The organism is Lacinutrix cladophorae (assembly GCF_053604645.1).
Map to the genome: position 1 here is coordinate 57,686 of NZ_JBSHNR010000073.1, position 23,448 is coordinate 81,133.

A 23,448-nucleotide genomic window follows, 5' to 3' on the forward strand; every position below is an offset into this window, starting at 1 on the left:
TTTTTTTTAGTTCAATATTAATCCCAACAACAAAATGAAGAAATCTATTTATTATTTATCGGTTATAGCACTCTTAACCTTTGGTTGTGTTAATACAGCTAGGGTTCAGGATATTATTCCTAATCACGATAGTTTCACTATACACTCTAGTTTTGTAAACGAAACACGCGTCATTAATGTGTGGCTTCCACCAAATTATAAAAATAGTACGGATGCTTTTCCTGTGTTATATATGCCTGATGGCGGAATAAAAGAAGATTTTCCACATATAGCGAATTCCATAGCCAAACTAGTTGAAAGCAAAAATATTCCACCAGTAATTCTTGTGGGTATTGAAAATACAGAAAGAGGAAGAGACTTAACAGGTTTTTCGGAAGTGGAAGCGGATGCTGAATATTGTCCGTTAACCGATGGTGCAAAAAACTTTAGAGCATTTATAACCGAAGAATTAATGCTTCAGATAAATACAAAATACAGAACAAGTTCACAAAAAGGTATTATTGGTGAATCTTTAGCAGGTCTTTTTGTTATGGAAACCTTCCTTGTACAACCAAATGCATTTGATTTCTATATCGCAATGGATCCTTCACTTTGGTGGAATAATCACTATCTAGAACAAAATGCTTCCACATACCTAAAAGCTTTTCCAAATAAAACAAAGAAACTGTGGTTTGCTGGCTCGGGAGTAGAAGACATTTCCATACATACTAATAATCTTGCAAAAACCTTAAAAAGTAATTCGACTAGTGCGTTAATTTGGAAATATGAAGATGCACCTAATGAAAAGCATAGCACCATTTTTAGAGCTAAAAAAGAACAAGCTCTGACTTGGATAATGAGTGAAAACAACTAATCTAATATTATATAATAAAAAAAAACAAATGAAAAACAAATTAAAAATCATAGTATTCTTACTATTAGCAACGACATCGATAGTGCATGCCCAAAAAGTGAAGCTTAAAAAAGGTAAAGCTTTAATTGAAGATGTACATGTATTTAATTGTGAAAAAGGACCCGCAGAATGGGTGACTCTAATGGATAAGGAAACTGGAGAAGAGCTGATTTTTATAAGAATAGAGTTTGGAGCAAAACAAGGAAAACAAGACTATACTATTTACAAATTTATTAAGGAAGATATAATTGTTGAAATTTCAGGTTATAGTTTTTTAAAAAATCATGTGAAGTTTTTATACAACAACAAAGTATTTGATTTAAACGGGAAATTAGATCTTTCTAAAATAAAATTATTAAAAGAAAAGTTTGATGAAGATATTACGAATAGAACCAACTATTAAAAATAAATAATAAAAGTAGAAGTGTTTTATACTTTAATTAAGAATCTTAATTTCTAGAAGCAGTATCTTTAAACTTCAATTTGACATTCCTGTAAAAGTAGGAATCGACATTCAAAATAATAATATGAAAAAATTCCTTCTTTTACTTTTAGCTTTAAGTTCAATTACAAGCTATTCTCAAACAGACCAAGAAATTCTTAAAAAAATATACTCGCAATCATTAACTAATGGTAAAAGCTATGAGTGGTTAGATTATTTATCCAATCAAATTGGAGGGCGTTTATCTGGATCTATTCAAGCAGAATTTGCTGTACAATGGGGAAAAGAGGAACTAGAAAAACTTGGATTAGATAAGGTTTGGTTACAAGAAGTTATGGTGCCAAAATGGGTTCGTGGAGCAAAAGAATATGCATTTATGGAGTCTTCAAAAAAACAAACTACAAATGTTAATATTTGTGCGCTTGGTGGCTCTGTAGCAACAAATCCTTTAGGATTAAAAGCAAAGGTTATAGAAGTGCACGATTTTAAAGCATTAGAAAAATTAGGAGAAGAACAAATTAAAGGTAAAATCGTTTTTTTTAATAGGCCAATGCAAGAAGATTTAATAAGTACTTTTAACGCTTATGGTGGCTGTGTAAATCAGCGTTATAGTGGAGCTGTAGAGGCTGCAAAGTATGGAGCTGTTGGTGTGATTGTTCGTTCTATGAATCTTCGTTTGGACGATTTACCACACACAGGAAGTATGACCTATGATAATCTACCTATAGAAAAACGAATACCAGCAGCAGCAATAAGTACTAATGATGCAGAGTTATTAAGTACTTCATTAAAATTAGATGAAAACTTAGAGTTTTATTTTAAACAAAGTTGCTCACAATATAAAGATGTACTGTCTCATAACGTAATTGGCGAGATTACAGGGAGCGAATTTCCTAACGAATATTTTGTGGTAGGTGGTCATTTAGATTCTTGGGATTTAGGAGATGGTTCGCATGATGATGGGGCAGGAGTTGTACAGTCTATGGATGTTTTAAGACTTTTAAAAGCTTCTGGGATTAAACCTAAAAGAAGTATTCGTGTCGTTTTATTTATGAACGAAGAAAACGGATTACGAGGAGGAAATAAATATGCAGAAGAAGCAAAACGTAAAAACGAGAATCACGTTTTTGCCTTAGAGAGTGATGCTGGCGGTTTTACACCAAGAGGTTTTAGTTTTGATTGTAGTGATGTTAATTTTAACCAAGTATTAAGCTGGAAACCTTTATTTGAACCATATTTAATTCATTATTTTGAAAAAGGGGGAAGTGGAGCAGATGTTGGACCATTAAAAAATGATAGTAATGTTTTAGCAGGATTACGCCCAGACTCTCAACGTTATTTCGATCATCATCATGCAGCTAACGATACTTTTGATGCGGTTAATAAACGCGAATTAGAACTTGGTGCAGCAACTATGACTGCTTTAGTGTATTTGTTTGATAAGTATGGCACGAACCCTTTGCCAAAACAAAGTGGGGTTAAAAATTAATATCTATAAAGCAGGTGCTATTTTTTTAACGAATAAAAATAGTGTCTGTTTTTTTCATGTCTTCAAGTTGCTGTAGTGCTAAAACTAATTCGCTAGCATCCCAATAGCCATATTCAAGCACTATTTTCTTATTAATAAATTGATAGGTAATATGTACAGGCATTTCAATTTTTTTATTGTTTTCTAATAGATTGCCTTCCCATATACCCCAAAAGTTCACCCATTTTTTTCCATTGTCATCCGTTACCATTTCAAATTCTCTTCTATTTTCTTCAAATGCTCTTGTTAAAAAACTAGAATCATTTTTTTTATGATACTCGGGCAAACTTGTAGCTGTAAAATACTTGTTTCTAGTGTTGTAATACACTTTTGCAGTATCTGCATACTGCATAGTTAAACTATCCCATTTTTGATAGTCATAATTATTAATAACAGCTTTAACAATGTCAATTTCTGGAGATTTTTGCGTGTAGCGATTTTTTTTGGTACAGGAAACTAGTACAAATAATAACAATCCTAATGTGATAATTTTTTTCATGAAACTAAAATTTAAATGAATAAACCGTTTTCATAAATAAATAGGAAGATTTTCAATAACTGTAAAAATGAGGCAATGCTAATTTAAATTAGTAATATGATGCTTATAAAGATACAAAATAAAAATATTAATTGTTGATTTTTAGTGAATTAACAATTGGTTAGCATGAATTCATTTATTTGATTAAACATTAAATAATTATTATTTTTTAATTAAATATTAGATGGTTTGTTTCATTTTAGTATTTTTATAGCACTATTAATCAACCTTTTAAAAATGAAAAAAAAATTACTTTATTTAGCCTGTATCATTACAAGCTTTACTTTTGCACAAACTATTACTACATTTAACAGTACAGATGGGGCTACCTATGCTATAGTGAATGGTACTATAGATCAATCGCCTACAGGAGCAGGTACTTCGTGGAGTTTTACTGGTTTAACAACAACAGAAAACTCTGTAGATACGTATGCCGCACCAACAGCTACACAAATTACAAATTTTCCAGGCACTACTAATGTTTATAAAAATACTGCAGGAACAACTGTAAACAATATTCTGTTAAAAGAAAACGGAACAGAAATATCTTTAACAGGAGCAACAACACCAGATATAGAGTTAAATTATAGTAATGATAATGCACTTATTGGTACTTTTCCTTTAAGCTTCGGATATAATAATTCCGATCCAGTCGCTGGAACTTTTACTTATCAAGGTACTAGTGGTACATTTGCAGGGAATATTGTGAAAACAGTAGAAGCCCATGGTACATTAAACATGGATGTTGATGCAATAGGGGCTTTTACAGGAACTGTTACTCAATTGAAAACAGTACAAACAGTTAGTTTGAGTATTCCACCAATTTTTAATAATATCGGTACAGCCACACAAACTACACATAATTATTATGATAATACTAGTGGGGACCTTGTGTTTAGAGTAACAGAATTAAATATAATAAGTGGGTTTTTAGGTGTTAATGAAACAGATACTATAGCTGAAAGTTTAGCTGCATACTTATTGAATGTTAATGAAAATGTTATTACAGAATTTTCTGTAACTCCTAATCCAGTACAATCTGTTTTAAACATTAATTTAAAATCACCAACAGCAATCAAATCAGTTAGTGTTTTTGATATTAATGGTAGGCAAGTTTTAAGTTCATCTAATATTACATCAGTAATAGATGTTAGTACTTTACAAGCAGGGATGTATATTGTTCAGGTGTATACCAATAAAGGAACACTTACAAAAAAGTTTATTAAAAAGTAATATTTTAGTTTTTATACTAGAAACACAAAACCTGAAAAGTTAATTTTTCAGGTTTTGTGTTTCAAGTTGTTTTCTTATTTGTTTTATGGTAAGTGTACTACCATCATGACTCCAACCAGGAGCAGCAAAAGCATACATGAATTTATGATACCAGTTTTTCGATTTCTTCATATCGTTCCAAATATCTTTGTATTCATGCGTTAAAATAATTAACGGATTATACGAATTTGGTGCGTGAGTAACACCATATTTAATTTCAATATTTTCATCTAAGGCTTTCCAAGTACCAAAAATTTTGTCAAAAATATTTAAAAATCCACCATGGTTTTTATCCATATATTCTATGTTTTGTGCATGGTGTACTTGGTGCATAGTATGTGTATTAAATACTTTTTCAATAATACCTAGTTTAGGAACGTAAACCGTATGTAATTGAAATTGCCAAAGCGATTCAATACCTAAGCAAACGACTACCATTTCAGGTGGAAAGCCAATTGCTGGCATCCACATATAAAATAACGGTTTGTAAAAAAGAGTAAACCATCCGTTTCTCACTGCTGTGCCTAAATTAAAATTATTAGAAGAATGATGTACAATATGTGCAGCCCAAAGAAAGCGTATATTATGGTTTTGTCGATGAAACCAATAGTAACTAAAATCGTCACAAAGTTGGCAAATAAGCCAAACGTACCAGGCATATCCAAATGATTCGTAGCCCATAATATTAGTAGGTACACCATCTACTATAGGGTTAAAAAGGTGGTAAACATAGTTAAATAGTACAATAGCGGCAATTGTTTTTGTTAGTGGAGCAATAATCGCAGAGCCAACACCCATAGTTACACTTGCGGCTAAATCTTTCCAAGCGTATAATTTTTGACTTCTAGCTTCTTTATGATGTTTGCTATAACTAAGCTCTAATAAAATGAGTCCTAAAAAACATGGTACACCGTAAACTAAAGGGTTTGTGAAATTCATTAAAATTTATTTTAGTTTCAAAAATACCTTGATTTTGTACGAAAACCTTGATTAAATGGTTTTTCTTTAAAAAATAAATCCACTTAAAGCATATGATGTCTTCTAGTGGATTTATTTTTATTTTGAAAGTGTTTTATTTTGCTAGTACATTTTCAGTTTTACTACTCGTAATTTCAATTTCAATTTGATTGTTTAGTATATCATCAAAGGTTTCTCTTTTACGTATTAAATGCGCTTTGTTATCCATCCAAAGTACTTCTGCTGGACGATAACGAGAATTGTAATTGCTAGCCATAGAATAACAATATGCTCCAGCATTTTTAAAAGCTAAGATATCTCCTTCATTAATCTCACTAATTCTTCTATTATTTGCAAAAGTATCTGTTTCACAAATATAACCTACTACACTATAAAAACGTTCTCTTCCTTTTGGATTAGAAATATTTTCAATTTCATGTTGCGAACCATAAAGCATTGGTCTTATTAAATGATTAAAGCCAGAATCTACTTGAGCAAATACAGTTGAGGTAGTCTGTTTAACAACATTTACTTTTACTAAAAATTGCCCAGCTTCACTAACTAAAAACTTTCCAGGTTCAAAACCAAGGGTTAGTTCTTTACCGTATTCTTTGCAAAAAGCATTAAAACGTTTAGAAAGTTTTTCTCCAAACTCTTCAATATTGGTTTCAATATCGCCTTTTTTGTAAGGTACTTTAAATCCAGATCCAAAATCTATAAAATCTAAAGTTTTAAAGTGTTTAGCCGTTTCAAATAAAATTTCGCTGGCATATAAAAATACATCAATATCTAAAATATCACTTCCGGTATGCATGTGAATTCCGTTAATATGCATTTTAGTGTTTTCTACAATACGAAGTATATGTGGTATTTGGTGAATAGAAATTCCGAATTTACTATCTATATGTCCTACAGATATATTCGTGTTTCCTCCAGCCATTACATGTGGATTTATACGAATACAAACCGGTGTTTTTGGATGCTTTGTTCCAAATTGCTCTAAAATTGAAAGGTTATCAATATTAATTTGAACGCCAAGTTTTGCAGCAGTTTCGATTTCTTCTAAAGAAACACCATTAGGTGTAAAGATAATTTGATCTGGAGTAAATCCAGCTTTCAAACCTAAATTTACTTCTTGAATTGAAACAGTATCTAAACCTGCTCCTAAAGATTTCATTAATTTTAAAATGGAAATATTAGATAACGCTTTTACAGCATAGTTAAGCTTTACTTGTTTCACCTTCTTAAAAGCAGAAGTTAAACGCGTATACTGAAAACCAATTTTTTCAGCATCATATACGTAAATTGGGCTTCCAAAATCTTTGGCTATTTGTAATAATTGATTGTTTTTCATCTAAATATTTTTTTCAAAGATATTTTTTTCAACGTGTTTTAAAATTAAAATGGTATAATATTACATATTTAAAACAATTTGTTAATTATTTAACAAATTTGAATTTATATCGTTTGTTGCTTTTTTTCATAATTAAATATTAGGGTAAGTTCTTGTGATTATTTACTTTTGTAAATCTAAAATTTTACTTTAAACAAGATGAATTTACACGAATATCAAGGAAAAGAATTATTAAGCAGTTTTGGCGTACGTATTCAAAGAGGAATCGTTGCACAAAATGCTCAAGAAGCAGTAGCAGCTGCTAAAAAATTAACAGAAGATACAGGCACTGGTTGGCACGTGATTAAAGCACAGGTCCATGCTGGTGGTCGTGGTAAAGGTGGAGGAGTTAAGCTTGCAAAAAGCTTAGATCAAGTTGAAGAAATTGCAGGACAAATTATTGGAATGGATTTGGTTACACCTCAAACTTCTGCCGAAGGTAAACGTGTACACCAAGTTTTAGTTGCAGAAGATGTGTATTATCCTGGTGATTCTGAGCCAGAAGAATATTATATGTCTGTACTTTTAAATAGAGGAACAGGTAAAAATATGATTATGTATTCTACTGAAGGTGGAATGGATATCGAAACAGTTGCTGAAGAAACTCCTCATTTAATTTTTCATGAAGAAATAGATCCAGCTTTAGGTATTATGGGTTTTCAAGCTAGAAAAATAGCTTTTAACTTAGGTTTATCTGGATTAGCTTTTAAAGAAATGACAAAATTCGTAACAGCTTTATATAAAGCATATGTAGAATCAGATTCTTCTTTATTTGAAATTAACCCTGTTTTAAAAACAAGTGATTCTAAAATAATGGCAGTAGATGCTAAAGTATCTTTAGACGATAATGCTTTATTTAGACATAAAGACTTAGCTGCATTACGCGATTTACGTGAAGAAAATGCAATTGAAGTAGAAGCTGGAGAGCATGGATTAAACTATGTAGACCTTGATGGAAACGTTGGTTGTATGGTAAATGGTGCTGGTTTAGCGATGGCAACAATGGATTTAATTAAGCAAGCAGGTGGTGAGCCAGCTAACTTTTTAGATGTTGGTGGTACAGCAGATGCAGCAAGAGTAGAAATTGCATTCGAACTTATTTTAAGAGATCCAGCTGTAAAAGCTATTTTGATTAACATTTTTGGTGGTATCGTTCGTTGTGATCGTGTTGCTCAAGGTGTGATTGATGCTTATAAGAACATGGGTAATATAGAAGTACCAATTATAGTACGTTTACAAGGAACAAATGCAGACATTGCTAAAGAATTAATTGATAATTCTGGATTAGATGTAATGAGTGCTACCGAGTTTCAAGAAGCTGCAGATAAAGTACAAGCTGTATTAGCTAAATAGAATAAAAATACTATGTTAGTATGCCAATTTTGGTATTACTTAAATAGATAAAGTAAAAAAGAGCAACTAATTGTTGCTCTTTTTTTGTGTTGTACTGTTTGCTTTTTTTTCTCCTTTTTTTGGCATTGGCCCACGTAAATGAATTACTAAACCATTAAGAAAATTACGTAATATTTGATCGCCACACTCCATATATTTGGGGTGATCTTCTTTTCTAAAAAAAGCATTAAGCTCACTCTTTCCTATCCTAAAATCTACTAGAGCAAGAATTTTAATAATATCGTCATCACGAAGTTTGTGGGCTACACGTAGTTTTTTAAATATATCATTATTTGTCATAGTAGAATTTTAAAAAATGTTGTTAGTTTTATTACTGAAACCCGTCTAAAACCATGTAAACAAAGGTGTTACTGCTAGTTTTTCGAGGGTTTGTTTCTATGAAACTAGTATAAAATCGATGAATTACTCTTTTTTTTTCGACAAGATACAATATATCAACGATTATAAAAGAGGGATTATATCTAACTTTATAATAATTAATTAATTCCTAATAATAATGATAAATAGGGTAGAAAAACTAAGCCTTTTGTCCGAAATGATTGCGTTTGCAAAGTGTGATAAAAAAGTAAAAAGTATAGAACATAATTTTTTGTTAGGTGTTGCAAAACAATTGCATATATCTCGCGAAGATTTCGATTATCTTATTGCACATCCTATAAATTATAAACATTTACAATCCCATAGTGAACGCATTGTGCAGTTTCATAGATTGGTTTTATTAATGAGTATTGATGGAGAAATTACAGATCAAGAAATTATTAAATTGCATAATTTTGGATTACGAATGGGATTAAACCACGAATCTATTAATAAAGTATTGTATTTAATGGATAGCTTCCCAAACAAAATTGTACCACCAGATGTACTGATTGATATTTTTAAGGTACAATATAATTAAAGTTAGAAATAAAGAAGTTAGGTATAAGTAAAAAGGAAATCAATCCTGAAGAAGTTTATATATAACATTGTATTCAATTCACTTTAATTTTTCAATGCTTCCAGTTTGCTTTGATAGATTTTAATTTCATCACGTAGTTTTGCAGCAACTAAAAAGTCTAAAGCTTTTGCTGCTTGTTCCATAGTTTTTCGTTTTTCACGAATTTTCTTCTCCAACTCACCTTTACTTAAGTATTCGTTTTCTGGTTCGGCTGCTTTTGCAGCTTCTAATTCATAACTATAGGTGCTTACCGAGTTTTTAGATAAAGCACTATCTAAGCTTTTATTCAATGCTTTTGGTACTAAGTTGTTTTTGGTGTTATATGCAATTTGTTTGGAGCGTCTGTATTCGGTTTCATCAATAGTTTTTTGCATACTTTTAGTGATTTTATCCGCATACATAATTGCTTTTCCGTTAAGGTTTCTTGCCGCTCGACCAACCGTTTGTGTTAGTGATCTTGCCGATCGTAAAAAGCCTTCTTTATCTGCATCTAAAATAGCGACTAGTGAAACTTCTGGTAAATCTAAACCTTCACGTAATAAGTTTACACCTACCAAAACATCATATATTCCTTTACGTAAATCTTGCATAATTTGTACACGTTCTAGAGTATCAACATCACTATGAATATAATTTACGCGAACTTGAATTCGGCTTAAATATTTGGTTAATTCTTCTGCCATACGTTTGGTAAGCGTTGTAACTAATGTACGTTCGTCTTTCTCTACGCGTTGTTGAATTTCTTCAATCAAATCATCAATCTGATTTAAACTTGGTCTAACCTCAATGATTGGATCTAATAAACCTGTAGGTCGAATAACTTGTTCTACATAAATACCATCCGTTTTTTGAAGCTCATAATCTGCAGGAGTTGCACTTACATAAATGACTTGGTTTTGAAGCGCTTCAAATTCTTCAAATTTTAAAGGTCTATTGTCCATTGCAGCAGGTAACCTAAAACCATATTCCACTAAGTTTTCTTTTCTACTTCTATCTCCTCCATACATAGCGTGTACTTGCGAAATGGTTACGTGACTTTCATCAACAACCATTAAAAAATCCTCTGGGAAATAATCTAACAAACAGAAAGGTCGTGTTCCTGGCTGTCTTCCGTCAAGGTACCTTGAATAATTTTCTATTCCAGAACAGTAGCCTAATTCACGAATCATTTCTAAATCAAATTCGGTACGTTCTTTCAACCTTTTTGCTTCTAAATGTTTCCCTATTTCTTTAAAATAATCGTGTTGTTTTACTAAGTCGTCTTGAATATTTTTTATAGCACCTTGTAACACATCTGGTGAAGTAACAAACATGTTTGCAGGATAAATAGTTAAAATATCGTATTTTTCAATGACTTGATTCGTTTGAATGTTGAAGGATTCAATTTCTTCGATTTCATCACCAAAAAAGTGAATTCGAAATGCATCATCTGCATAACTTGGAAAAATATCTACTGTATCCCCTTTAATTCGGAAGTTTCCATGGTTGAAATCTGCTTCTGTACGCGAATACAAACTTTGTACTAATTGGTGTAACAATTTCGTTCGCGAAATGATTTGGTCTCGTTTTAATGTGATGACATTTTTTTGAAACTCTACCGGGTTTCCAATACCATATAAACATGAAACGGAAGCTATTACAATAACATCACGTCGACCAGAAAGTAGAGAAGAAGTGGTGCTTAATCGCATCTTCTCTATTTCTTCATTAATAGATAAATCCTTTTCTATGTATACACCAGAAGTCGGTATGTATGCTTCTGGTTGGTAATAATCATAATACGAAACAAAATACTCGACAGCATTTTCAGGGAAGAACTGTTTAAACTCACTGTATAACTGTGCCGCTAATGTTTTGTTATGCGCAAGAACTAAAGTTGGTCTTTGTACTTCTTCAATAACATTAGCAACAGTAAATGTCTTCCCAGAACCTGTTACACCAAGTAAAGTTTGATATTTTTCGTTTGTATCTAGTCCATTCACTAGTTGTTTAATAGCTTGTGGCTGATCTCCAGTTGGTTTAAATTCGGATTCTATTTTAAATTTCATATGTTATTGTCATGCTGTACTATGATTCCGCATCTAAAAACGTAATACCTTTAATTGACTTCAAGCTAGTGGAAATTGAAATCTTAGGAAGCTATCGTTTTAAAGTAAAATGTCCTTTAAGTTCCTCATCAGTATGTAATGTGATTAGGTACCAATAATCATTGCTTTCTAGGTTATATCCTCTGTAGGTTCCATCCCAAGATTTTTCAGCAGGGGAAACCTCTTTTAGAAGTTTACCATATCTGTCAAAGATTAGGATTTGTTTAATGGTATTTTGAGTATCTGTTATTAACCAAGTATCATTAAATGTATCTCCATTAGGTGAGAAAAATAAAGGGATATTTATTTCTTGGATACTATCGATTGTAAAAGGAATCGATTTAACGACACAACCATTTTCATCTTGAACAACTAAAGTATGTATACCATTGGCAAGATCTGAAAATGTTGGATTCATTTGTGAAGTACCAGAATCTACAGTATATAAATAATTTATACTAGTATCCGTCATACTTACTGTTATGGAATCATCCACGATTGTAATATTAGAAGCATCCAGTGTGAAATCTGTAGCAGGATAAATAGTGATATCAAAACTAGTTTCGTTATCACAAGTGTTAGGAGCGGTACCAATTATATTATAAATATAAAGAGTTTGCGATGTTGTGATCATATCACCAGCGTTTAATTGCGTTCCACCACCATTGGTTGCGGTGTAATAGTTTCCATTAGTTAATGTTGGTAAAGTATAACTTGTACAAACTGCTTCGTTGGATAAAGTATCTACAGGAGGGTTTCCGGTAACCGTAATATCAAAGCTAGATTCGTTAGAACAAGTGTCAGGAGCAGTGCCCACTTCGTTGTAAATATAAATAGTTTGTGTGGTTGTAATATTGTCCCCAATGTTCATTTGTGTTCCGCCACCATTGGTTGCTGTGAAATAGTTTCCGTTGGTAATAGAAGGAAGTGTATAGCTAGCACAAACAGTTTCGCTAGAAACGGTATCTACAGGAGGTGTTCCGCTAACAGTTATTGTGAAACTAGATTCGTTTTCACAGGTATTAGGAGCGGTTCCCGCAATATTATAAATATAGATAGTCTGCGTAGTTGTAATGGTGCTTCCAGCAGTTAGAGCAGTTCCACCACCATTGGTTGCGGTGTAATAGTTTCCATTAGTTAATGTTGGTAAAGTATAACTTGTACAAACAGATTCGCTAGATACTGTATCTACAGGAGGGTTTCCGCTTACAGTAATTGTGAAATTAGATTCGTTAGAACAAGTGTTAGGAGCAGTCCCAACTTCGTTGTAAATATAAATAGTTTGTGTGGTTGTAATATTGTCCCCAATGTTCATTTGTGTTCCGCCACCATTAGTTGCTGTGAAATAGTTTCCGTTGGTAATAGAAGGAAGTGTATAGCTAGCACAAACAGTTTCGCTAGAAACGGTATCTACAGGAGGTGTTCCGCTAACAGTTATTGTGAAACTAGATTCGTTAGAACAAGTATTAGGAGCGGTTCCAATTATATTATAGATATAAATGGTTTGTGTTGTTGTAATAGCACTTCCTGCAGTTAGTGCAGTTCCTCCACCATTGGTTGCCGTATAGTAGTTTCCGTTAGTAAGCGTTGGTAAGGTATAACTTGTACAAACGGTTTCGTTTGAAAGAGTATCTACTTCTGCGTTACCAACAAGTAACTGTGCCGCATTAGTAACCAAGTCACAAGATGCAGAAGTGACTTCGCAATAATATTGATTCATATCAAAAGTTAATGGCGCATTAGTAATGGTTAAGGTGTCTGTTGTTACTCCAGAATAATTAGCATCATTCGTTACATTTACCCAATTTCCAGCACTGTTTAAAACTTTCCATTGGTAGGTATATGTTTCGGTACCAGATATAGCAATTGTAAAAGTAGCTGTACCATTCTCACAAATGGTTTGTGAAGTTGGTTGTGTAATTGTTGGTGTATTATCCGGAATTGGATCTGCGGTATGCGAACCAAGATCTGCACAACTTTCATTTGTGTTGGTATCCCAATCTGAAGAAACAAACGTACTATTAGGAACAACAGCATCAGGATTTCTTTTTACCGTATATCCTACATTATTAGGAGCATTTACAACATCAATAAGTGCTCCGTTTTTTAAAAGCTTAATTTCATCATTACCATTAATACCTAATCCCATTTCAGTATCTTCTGTTAGTCCACAAGCCGTAGGGCCACCAATTTTCACTAAATAGGTTTGAAGAGGGCCAATAGAACCAGGTAAGATATGTGTAACACTCGGAGTTGCATCTCCAACATCTCTAAAGCGTTGTAATTCATATTCACCATTAAATGTAAGTGTTGTATTAGTCGGATTGTAAAGTTCTATAAGACCAGTACTACCTCCATTTACATCATAAATTTCTGAAATATAAACATCTGGAGAATCACATTCTGATTCTAATACCGAGAAGTCAGTTGTAGAATTTCCCACACAGCCACCTGTGCTTGTAATGGTTATGTTAGATGTAGTAGAAGTTCCTGCAGGAATAAAAGCTTCAATTACATTATCGTTAATGATATTAAAAGTCGTACTAACACCATCAAATTCTACTGTAGCAGCAGCATTAAAATTGCTTCCATCTATGTAAACTATTGTGTTTTCAGGACCACTTGAAGGGAAAAAAGATGTAATAACAGGAGCTGGACACTCTGATTTAAGCGTTTTATTAGAAGCGATAGTTGTGTTTAAAAAGAGTAAGAACCAGAATAGGGAAATTGAATATTTCATTTAAAAAAATTAGACTGCAAATTAAAAAATAATAAATAAATACAAAGTTAAGCGTATGTTACCATTATCTAATTAAAGCAAAATGACCTTTGTATGTTTTTCCGTTAGAAAAGCTAACAACAAACCAATAATCTGAAGATGGTAAATTTTCGCCATTAAATGTACCATTAAATCCTTGATTTTGTGGGGTTATTTGTTTTAAAAGTTTACCATATCTATCAAAAATTTGAATAATCATAGTTGCTTTAAAGTCTAAATCTACACCTAAAGGCATCCAAGTTTCGTTGTAATAATCTCCATTAGGAGTAAAATAAGATGGGAAACCTAATACATAAATAAGTTCTTGAACGGTTTCACAACCATTTTTATCACGAATGTAAACCATATGTTCACCTGCTGAAACATTAGTAAAGGTATTACTTTCTTGGTATAAACCACTAATAGAATCTATCGCAAACTCATAATCTCCATTACCTGAAACAGTAATGCTTATTGAGTTTTCTGGAGCAATACCCGAAACCGAAACCGATTCTACAAAAGCACTTTCGGTAGCTTCAACAAGGATATCTCTAGTTGCAGTACAGCCATTAGGAAGTGTAACAATAACTGTATAGATGCCAATTTCATTAATATATATAGTCTCGCTACTAAAGGTTGTTGCTAGGTTGTTTAAGCGCCATTGATAAGTGAAATCTCCCGGAGAGCCTGTTTGTATTCCTGCTTTTAATGGAATGGTATTTGGATAATTGTTTACGCAATATTTTATAGTTTCATCTTCTAAGAGAATAGGGGATTCTTCTGTAGTTAAAGTTACTGTGCTTACAGCAAAACAATCACTTCCATTAATAATAAGCACATAGATGGTTTCTAAATCTTGAGATGTATTTGTGTAGTTTCCATTGATACTATTTGTTTCTGCTAGTAAATCTGCTTCCGAAGGAAAAAATGTAATTACGGATCCTGCAGGAACTTGTGTTTCTATTTGGGAGCGTAGCTGATTTAAATCAAATTCGGTAAAACCGTCTACAGGTGCATTATCACATGCTGGAAATGGTGGAATAATAACTGTGTTTGTTGAAATATCTAAAATTACTTCCGCTACAGCGAAACAGCCAAACTCATTTTCTACACGAGCAAAAACGGATTGTAAAATCGTATTGTTTTCAAAAGATGTTGGATTAGGTATTTCGCCTATACCTTGTTCAGCATCGGCTTCAAACAGATAATAATCGGTAACATAATCTCTGTTGTTAGTAATAATATTTGGTTCGGCATCGAACAGATTATATCTTGTAATTCCGTCTTGGTTTAAATCGCAAGCAACTAAGGAGTAGTCGTTTACTATAGGTTTTGGAGCATATTCTACATTGATTTCCCCAGAGGTTATACAGGAAGTAGGGTAGGTAATAGCAACGCTATATATACCTTGATCCACAATAGTATAGGTTGGGTTTGTTTCTCCAGCAATAGGCAGACTATTTTTAAACCAAGTATATCCTGTAGCTCCAGTTTGTGTTGCATCTAGTTCTAGGGTTTCGTTTTCGCACAAGGGATTTCTTGTTGCTATTAGCCTATCTATGCCGAGGTTAATGTTTGAGGTAAAACTTCCGGCTTCTAAAAAAACAGCAGAATCGTACCTGTAATTAAACTCATCTGCAATGACTAGTTTTACATGGTACGTTTGGTTTGGTGTAATGGCAGTGGTTGCTGTTAAAACCGTAGTTTGACCATTAAAATTTATAGGAGCAGTGTTATTGTTCCAACCTCCAAAATAATTTCCATTAATTGCTTGGCAAGAACCAGGAATTCCTGAATGTACAGTGGTTACTTTTACAGGAGTATTTGTTCCTGGTACTAAAGCAATATTTGTATACGTTGAAGCGCTTACTGGGCGAATTAAAAAGCCAAATAAATCGGAATATTGACAGGTGCTATTATCTCCTTCTTGGTATTCTTCGGAAGCAAATAAATATCTAAAACTTATTTGATTACTAACCGATTGAAAATCGAATTCTAAAATAGTAGCATTATGCGTGTTGTTTTCTCCTAAGGCGGTTTCTAAATCTGTATCCCCAGACCATCCAGTTGCATCATCATCACTTAAGCTTGTATTTGGACCCGGAACGTTAGATAATCTTCCGGTGCTTAACACCAGGCCACTAGCGATAGGGAAAGAGGTTCCTGTAGCATCAAAATAACCATAACTTTGGTCTGTACCATTAAAGTTTCCTCCAACAACATTATTTACAATCACATTGCTAATACAATCACTATTTATTAAAATATCTTCAATAAGTTGTTGTGGCGTATAGGTATTATTGTCTACTTGTATGTTTTGAGAAAACAGCAAACAAGTGAAAAGAGATAATAAAACCGAGAAATAATTCTTCATTACACGCAATTGGATTGCAAATATAAGTAAGAACTTACTTTTATATATACTATGAAGTGTTAAAGAATGTTGTTACACCTTATCGTTTTAGCGCAAAATTTCCTTTAAGTTCAAACTTTTTACCTTCTTGTATTACTTCAGCAACAAACCAATAATCGTTAGTTGGCATGTTTTGCCCTCTGTAAGTTCCGTCCCAACCTGGAGAAGTATGTGTTAGTGTTTTTAAAAGTTTGCCATATCTATCAAAAATATGCACAATAGTGCCAGTAAGTTGGTTCACACCTGTAATGTGCCAAGTATCATTATAGCCATCATTATTTGGTGTCATAAATAGAGGAGTATCTATAATTATAATTTCTTTGGTAGCAGAAGCACAACCATTGGCATCTAAAACTGTAATAATATGTGGACCAAGAGTTACATTATTAAAAAAGTTAGATTCTTGTGCAGGACCGTTATCTAGAATATAGAAGTAATCGCCAATTCCACTAATAGTAACTGTTATATTATTTGGATCTGAAAAATCTACTTGTTCTGTAAATTCTATAGTTGCCTGTTCGGATTCTATAACATTAAAAGTAGTAGAAGTAGTGCATCCAAAAGCAGTTGTTACACTTATAGAGTAGGTTCCTATTTGTGTGATTTCAATTTCTGGAGTTGTTTCGCTGTTAGACCATGCATAGGTGTCGTTACTAAAACCTGTATTTGCACTAACTATAAGAGGAAGACTTTCTAAGCAGATGGTTTGGTCTTCAATTTCTACTATTGGTTTTCTATGTACAATAGTATTAAAACTAGTTATGCTATAACATAGTGTGTTTTTATTTTCGATGCGTATGTAAAAGGTTTGTCCATCGAAAGCAATGTAGTTTAAATCTGTAATTGCATTTTCGTTAGTAATGGCTTCATCTTCTAATTCAAAATAAGAAACATTAAAGTCGTTTGGGTTTTGACTTCCTAATACGATTGCTGTTTGTTGTTCTAAATTAAATTCTTCCATAGAATCATAATCTTCATCACATGTTTGTAAGTCTGTTACAGTATATGCTATAGGATTACTATTAACTTGTAATATAAAGGAAGAAGTAATATGACAGTTAGAAGTTGTATTCTCAGCTCTAACATAAATCGTGTCATTATTAGAGACGTAAGTATAATTATCGTTTAGCGAGTTTTGTCCATTTTCTGCATCTGTAGAATTTCTATAAAACGAAACAGCTACATTTGTTGTATCGTCTAATAAGCTATCTATGGTTTCTAAAAGGTTAAAAGTATTATTATCACTTTCGCAAGTTTCGATATTAGAAATAGCGTTTATAGTTGGTGGGACGTTTACAATTAGTTCAATAGGTACTGCTACATGACAAGTAGAAATAGTACTCGTGATTTTGATATATGCTGTTTGTGGATTGGTAATATTGGTATAATTACTTGGGTTTGTGATTATATTTGTGTGCGCTTCTACGTCTTCAATTGAAGGATGGTAAGTTATTTCTATATCATCTTGCCTTACACCTAAAACATCTACTTCGACATCTGTTAAATTAAAGTTTGTAAGTCCGTCTGTATCTGTATCACACTTTTGTAGCGGTCCAGTAAGGTTTACATTTGGTACTTGTATGATGTTTAATCCAAACTCGGCGATACCATGACAGTAGGTTCCATTTTCTATTCTAGCATAAATCTGTTGCGGATTTTCTATGTTTTCATATTGAAGTGGTAGGCTATTTTGTTCGTTTTCTGCATCATTAAATGAGGTGTAGAATGTTATTGTTAGATTGTCTGTAGAAGCTGCAGACATTTCTATTATTTTTTCAGAAAAATCAAAAATCTCTTTGGCATCATTTGAAATGTCATCACAAACAATAAAATCATTAGGAGCTGTAAATTCTGGAATTAATCCAACTTCTATCTGTAAAGAACTTGTGTCAAAACAATCTATATCTGTAACGTTTTCTACTCTTACAAAGATTTCTTGTGGATTTTCTATGTTTTGATATTCTGTATTTTTATCTATTATACCAACTCTGTCGATAGCATTTTGTGGTGTTTCAAAATACAAAACACGTTTTCCTGTTTGGTTATTTAAGATTTCGGTATCTTTTTCATTAAAAATAAAATCTGCTGTTTGGTCTCCATCTGCTTCACATTGTCTAAAATTAGAGATATCTGTAAAAATAGGTTCTGTATTAACGGTTATTTCAAAAATAACTAAAGCAAAACAGGTTGTGATTTCACTTTCTACTCTTGTATAAATTGTTTGTGTATTTGCATTATAAGCAGCGGTGTTTGTTATTGCATTTTCATTTGCATTAGCGTCATTTTCTGAGGTATGAAACGTAATTGTTAAGTCTGAAGTGCTAGTAACTATTTCGCTTATTTTATTATCCAGATTTACAATATAGGAAGCGTCATAATCGTCATCACATATTACTATATCCATAGGTTGCATGACAGTTGGAGCAGGGATTACATGTATTTCTAACTCAGCGACATCATAACAATTTGTGTCTGTATTTACGACTCTTGTAAATACTATTTGCGGATTTGTAGTATTTGTATAAAAAGGAGGTAATTGGTTTTCGTTATTATCGGCATTTTCTTCTGTTAAAAAATAACTAACTGCCGTATTTGTAATTCCTTCACTTACATAACTATTAAAGTCTTCTAAAGCAATAGAGGTATAGCCATCATCATCTGTATCGCAATAATCTACAGGAGATAAAGGTTGAATTATAGTTGGAGGGTTTATATATAAATTAATAGATGTAAAATAAATACACCCAGGAGTTTCAATAGTTACATAAAGTGTATGTGGGCTACTTGTTACTGTGTAAGGTAAGGTTTTATCAATTTCGCTTACATTGTTAGTCTGGTCTTCTTCAGTTTCAAAGAAAGTTATTATAACGTCTTCAATATTATTCGCAATATTATCAGCAATATCTTCCAAGTTAAAATCATGAATACCATCATTAGATACATCATCACATGCGCTAAAATTGATAATATGTGTGCCAGATTGTAATAGGTTAGCATGAAGTTCTACACCAGATATAGAAGCACATCCAGTAGCATTACTTACTACTCGAATATAAACGGTTTGTGTATTAGGCTCTGTGTTATTAAAATTTTGATAATCTGAAATTGGATTTGCACCAGTTTCTGCATCTTCATAAGTTATATGAAAAGATACCGTAACATCCGTTAGACCGTCTAATACATCTGGAATTATTGTAGATAAATCGAAAGTCGCTAATCCGTCATCATCTGGTTCACAAGCATTAATTTGTTGTGTGTCCATATTTATAACAGGATTTTCTAAAACATTAATTAATAATGTTGTTGTGCTAACACATCCAGTTGTTGCATCTACAACACTTACAAAAAGTTGCTCTGTTATATTGGTGTTTGCATATGGCAAAGGAATTGCATTTTCTACATTATTGGCATCTGTTTGCGAGTAATGATAGTTTACAATGTAGTTCGAATTCCCTCCTGATATTTCGTCGTTTTTTACCGATAAATCTATGGTTGTAAAACCGTCTGAAGTAGCATCATCGCATATATCTAATTGTGTAGGGTCTATAATTGTTGGTAACGAATTTACAACAAGGTTAAAGGTAGAGAATGCTAAACAACCATTCGCTGTATCTTCAATTCTTACGTGAATTATTTGCGGATTACTTGCATTTTGAATTGGAACAGTAATCGGGTTGTTTCCACTTTGTGCATTAGTATCTGAATCGTGATAACTAATATTATAATTGGAAGGCGGTACAGAGGCTAAAATTTCGGTTTCCATAGTAGAAAGATCGAAGGTTTCTACTTCATCATTACTTATGTCATCACAGATTTCATAATCTTCAATTTCTCCTGCAGATTGTTCCGAACTTAAAGTAACAGATATTTCATCTTGTATTTCGCAAAAAGTATCACTTATAGGAATAGTTACTAAAACTTGGTACATACCAGATTGCGTAACATTTTCTAAATCATGTTGTGTTTCCCCTGTTATTAAAGTCCCATTTAAAAACCATTGGTACGTTGCTAAAGGATTTTGTGTATCTGCATTAAGGGTAATAGAGTCTGCACAAGTTGTAATGTCTTCTCCTAGATTTACAGTTGCATTAAAACTGTTACCTTCAATAAAAACAGCAGAATCATAATTTTGGTCATCTTGATCTGCTATTACTAATTTAATTTGGTATTGTACGTTTGGCTGAATACTAGCTGTTGCCGAAAGTACTGTTGTACGACCATTAAAATTAGTGTCGCCAATGTTATAACCATCAAAATACGTTTCATTTTCTGCAGCACAATGACCAACAATTTCATCGTGTATGGTACTGGTGTTTACCGGTGTATTCGTTCCTGGTACTACAGCAATATTTGTATACGTAGTTGTGCCAACTTCTCTTAACAGAAAAGCAAAACCATCAGAATATTCGCAAGGGTAAGTTGCATAGTATTCTTCGGAAGCTAAGATATAGTTAAACTGAATTTGATTTGAAACAGAAATAAAATCGAACTCTATTGAAGTCGCATTCACTGTATTTGTAATGCCGAGAGCAGTTTCTATATCTGTATCTGTTCCCCAACTGGCATCTCCATCATGTAAGTTATTTTCGTTTGTAGTATTACCAGCAGAAGTTACGTTTCCAGTAGAAAGTAAAATACCATTTTCAAAAGGAAAATTAGAAGTCCCCTTTTCAAAATAACCATAACTAGTTAGTCCATTTACACTTCCGTTTACGTTAGAAACAATATTGGAAACCTCTACACAACCTAGAATTAAATTATTCTCAATAAGTTGTTGAGGTGTTTGTGTATTATCTATAGTAATTTTTTGCGAAAAGGAGTTATGCAAAAAACTAATACTTACTAAAACACATGTAAATAGTAACCTTAGTCTATGGTTTTGTTTTATGGGACTCTTTTTCAAATTATTATACTTAGATTTTATGGGTCAAAACTAAGTAGAAATTAGATTAAATGCAAATTAAATCGGTGAAATACATTAAAAATAAATAGGTTATCTATTTAAATAGACCCAACCCGTTCTAATTTTAAAGTTAGAATCGTTTAAATTTAGTACATAAAAATAGGTGCCAACCGGAAGTAATGTATCTAAATTATTTAAACCTCGATTGGCTTTGCCTTCCCATCTTTTGGAGTTGTCTCCAACAAAGATTAATGTACCATATCTATTATATATTTGCAATTCATGGTTTTCGAAAATATCGTATAAACCTTGAATGTTAAACCAGTCGTTAACGGTGTCGTTATTTGGTGAAAAACCTTGAGGAATAATTGGTGGGCAGTTTTCTGTTAACAGGTTGAATTGATAAATAGCTGCACAACCTTCGTTTTCCTGTTTTATAAAAATGGTTTGCGGACTTGCGTTACTTTGGAAATTTTCTGGTTGAATTATATTATTTTCATTATTAAGTAAGTCTTCCAATTCTTCATAAAAACTAATGGTGTTAATGTCTACATTTTCAATAAATTCTAATTGGTTTGTTATATTAAAAATGGCAGTATTAAAACCTATATCACAACTTAACATCGTTTCTAGTTTTGTTATTTCTGGTAGCGGGATAAGTTGTATGTTTTCAATGGTTATGTTGTTCGTTTCGTTTAATTCAATTACAATTCCGCTAGAATCTCCAATATCATCTACCACAAGACTTAAAGTGAAATTGTCTGGTATATTATCCGGTATTGTAAGAGATATATTTCTATTTTCTAAACCATCAATAGCTATTTCGTTTTGTGTTGTGCTTTGCGCTATAAGAATATTATTAGCATAAAAAGCTATAGGTGTATTTTCAGGTAATACTTCTGTACTATTTATATTATATACGGTATAATCTAGGTCTATTGTTTTGCTATAACAAGGTATTGTGTAATTGTTAAGTGTTATTGTAGCGTCTGGTAATTGGCTATTTAATACGGTAATAATGTTGTTTAGAATAATTAAATCTGCCTGTGTAGTTAATTTTATAGCTGCTGAAACATCTCCAATTGCAATATTATTTTGAATGGAATATACGTCTAAATCTACATTGTAAAAAGTTGTCGAGTTTGTAAACGTATTGGTTCCATTAAAAGCATTATCTGCTAAGTTTAATGGAGGGTTAGAGATTACAGCTTCATTGATAGTTAATGTTTCTCCAAGATTTAATGCGTTATCACCTTCCCAAGCAAGAAATCCAATTTTAGCGCCATCATTATCTAAAACATTAATGTTTTCAATAATAATTGTTTTTTCTTGTACTTCACGATTAATAATTTCTAAACCTTGAAAAAGGCTTACTTGATTTATTGGTAAGCTAGATTCTTCATAAATAATATACATACTCCAACCAGCAAAGTTTGTTCTGTTATTACAATATCCAGGATTGTTAGTAAGTGTTTCCGAAATATCTAAATCGCTAAATGTGTAATTGGTATTTCCTAAAGCGGAAACTATATCTGTAATGTTAGTAAAACAGGAGAAATAGGTTAGGGTGCCGTTTGTGGGATCTTGATAATTTACAGTATAGATTTCATCTGCAATAATAGTATTGTTGTTTAGTGTAACTTCTTGATCTCCTGTTCCAGACCCTGCCCAATATAAATATGCTGCTAAAATTGATGCACTGTTAGGTATATTTAAATCTGCTGAAGAGCTCGGTAAAATTTCACAAAATTCTCTGACTAAATTGTTTTCAAATTCATTTAAAGTATTACCAATTGCGGTATAATTTATACGACCATTATACTGTTGGTATAAAGTAATGTCTTGCCCTCTTAGTTGAAGAATACCAAAGAGTAAAAATGTTAATGCAAGAAGTCGTTTACGTATTTTCATAGGT

Annotated in this window: 15 protein-coding genes; 6 read left to right on the plus strand and 9 right to left on the minus strand. The window is 32.3% G+C overall.

The window, feature by feature from the left end; genetic code table 11:
- The first annotated feature begins 34 nt into the window (after nucleotides 1–34).
- The 3 genes from ACVC3Y_RS02365 to ACVC3Y_RS02375 all read left to right on the plus strand — a co-directional run bounded on the left by ACVC3Y_RS02365 (nucleotide 35) and on the right by ACVC3Y_RS02375 (nucleotide 2,823).
- On the plus strand, nucleotides 35–853 hold the full coding sequence (locus ACVC3Y_RS02365) for an alpha/beta hydrolase (protein WP_452226007.1): 819 nt from the start codon (nucleotides 35–37) through the stop codon (nucleotides 851–853).
- Nucleotides 854–881: 28 nt separating this feature from the next.
- Nucleotides 882–1,295, plus strand: coding sequence for a hypothetical protein (locus tag ACVC3Y_RS02370; protein WP_452226008.1), 414 nt, complete (start codon nucleotides 882–884; stop codon nucleotides 1,293–1,295).
- Between the two features lie 124 nt (nucleotides 1,296–1,419).
- Nucleotides 1,420–2,823 carry a M20/M25/M40 family metallo-hydrolase gene (locus ACVC3Y_RS02375; protein ID WP_452226009.1) on the plus strand — a complete coding sequence of 468 codons (1,404 nt, stop codon included), beginning with the start codon at nucleotides 1,420–1,422 and terminating at the stop codon, nucleotides 2,821–2,823.
- Nucleotides 2,824–2,848: 25 nt separating this feature from the next.
- On the opposite strand, the gene ACVC3Y_RS02380 is transcribed toward ACVC3Y_RS02375, so the two are convergent.
- Nucleotides 2,849–3,361: a nuclear transport factor 2 family protein gene (locus tag ACVC3Y_RS02380; protein WP_303426332.1), complete on the minus strand. Its 513-nt coding sequence runs from the start codon at nucleotides 3,359–3,361 to the stop codon at nucleotides 2,849–2,851.
- Nucleotides 3,362–3,637: 276 nt separating this feature from the next.
- On the opposite strand from ACVC3Y_RS02380, the gene ACVC3Y_RS02385 reads away from it, so the two are divergent.
- On the plus strand, nucleotides 3,638–4,633 hold the full coding sequence (locus ACVC3Y_RS02385) for a T9SS type A sorting domain-containing protein (RefSeq protein ID WP_452226010.1): 996 nt from the start codon (nucleotides 3,638–3,640) through the stop codon (nucleotides 4,631–4,633).
- A gap of 39 nt (nucleotides 4,634–4,672) precedes the next feature.
- Here ACVC3Y_RS02385 and ACVC3Y_RS02390 read toward each other — a convergent pair whose 3' ends face one another.
- On the minus strand, nucleotides 4,673–5,611 hold the full coding sequence (locus ACVC3Y_RS02390; RefSeq protein ID WP_303426334.1) for a sterol desaturase family protein: 939 nt from the start codon (nucleotides 5,609–5,611) through the stop codon (nucleotides 4,673–4,675).
- 133 nt (nucleotides 5,612–5,744) lie between these two features.
- Nucleotides 5,745–6,983 carry a diaminopimelate decarboxylase gene (lysA, locus tag ACVC3Y_RS02395; RefSeq protein ID WP_452226011.1) on the minus strand — a complete coding sequence of 413 codons (1,239 nt, stop codon included), beginning with the start codon at nucleotides 6,981–6,983 and terminating at the stop codon, nucleotides 5,745–5,747.
- A gap of 198 nt (nucleotides 6,984–7,181) precedes the next feature.
- Between lysA and sucC the strand changes: the two genes are divergently transcribed.
- Nucleotides 7,182–8,375: an ADP-forming succinate--CoA ligase subunit beta gene (gene sucC, locus ACVC3Y_RS02400; protein WP_303426336.1), complete on the plus strand. Its 1,194-nt coding sequence runs from the start codon at nucleotides 7,182–7,184 to the stop codon at nucleotides 8,373–8,375.
- Between the two features lie 66 nt (nucleotides 8,376–8,441).
- Here sucC and ACVC3Y_RS02405 read toward each other — a convergent pair whose 3' ends face one another.
- A complete protein-coding gene (locus tag ACVC3Y_RS02405) occupies nucleotides 8,442–8,714 on the minus strand; it encodes a DUF1456 family protein (RefSeq protein WP_303426337.1) in 273 nt (90 codons plus the stop codon).
- Nucleotides 8,715–8,931: 217 nt separating this feature from the next.
- Between ACVC3Y_RS02405 and ACVC3Y_RS02410 the strand changes: the two genes are divergently transcribed.
- A complete protein-coding gene (locus tag ACVC3Y_RS02410; protein WP_303426338.1) occupies nucleotides 8,932–9,333 on the plus strand; it encodes a TerB family tellurite resistance protein in 402 nt (133 codons plus the stop codon).
- Between the two features lie 83 nt (nucleotides 9,334–9,416).
- Here ACVC3Y_RS02410 and uvrB read toward each other — a convergent pair whose 3' ends face one another.
- The 5 genes from uvrB to ACVC3Y_RS02435 all read right to left on the minus strand — a co-directional run bounded on the left by uvrB (nucleotide 9,417) and on the right by ACVC3Y_RS02435 (nucleotide 23,444).
- A complete protein-coding gene (gene uvrB, locus ACVC3Y_RS02415) occupies nucleotides 9,417–11,420 on the minus strand; it encodes an excinuclease ABC subunit UvrB (RefSeq protein WP_303426339.1) in 2,004 nt (667 codons plus the stop codon).
- Between the two features lie 91 nt (nucleotides 11,421–11,511).
- A complete protein-coding gene (locus ACVC3Y_RS02420) occupies nucleotides 11,512–14,199 on the minus strand; it encodes a T9SS type B sorting domain-containing protein (RefSeq protein ID WP_452226012.1) in 2,688 nt (895 codons plus the stop codon).
- A gap of 64 nt (nucleotides 14,200–14,263) precedes the next feature.
- A complete protein-coding gene (locus tag ACVC3Y_RS02425) occupies nucleotides 14,264–16,591 on the minus strand; it encodes a T9SS type B sorting domain-containing protein (RefSeq protein ID WP_303425822.1) in 2,328 nt (775 codons plus the stop codon).
- A gap of 79 nt (nucleotides 16,592–16,670) precedes the next feature.
- Nucleotides 16,671–21,458: a choice-of-anchor L domain-containing protein gene (locus tag ACVC3Y_RS02430; protein ID WP_452226013.1), complete on the minus strand. Its 4,788-nt coding sequence runs from the start codon at nucleotides 21,456–21,458 to the stop codon at nucleotides 16,671–16,673.
- Nucleotides 21,459–21,623: 165 nt separating this feature from the next.
- Entirely contained in the window at nucleotides 21,624–23,444 is a 1,821-nt protein-coding gene (locus ACVC3Y_RS02435; RefSeq protein WP_452226014.1) for a gliding motility-associated C-terminal domain-containing protein, read from the minus strand.
- Nucleotides 23,445–23,448 lie beyond the last annotated feature (4 nt).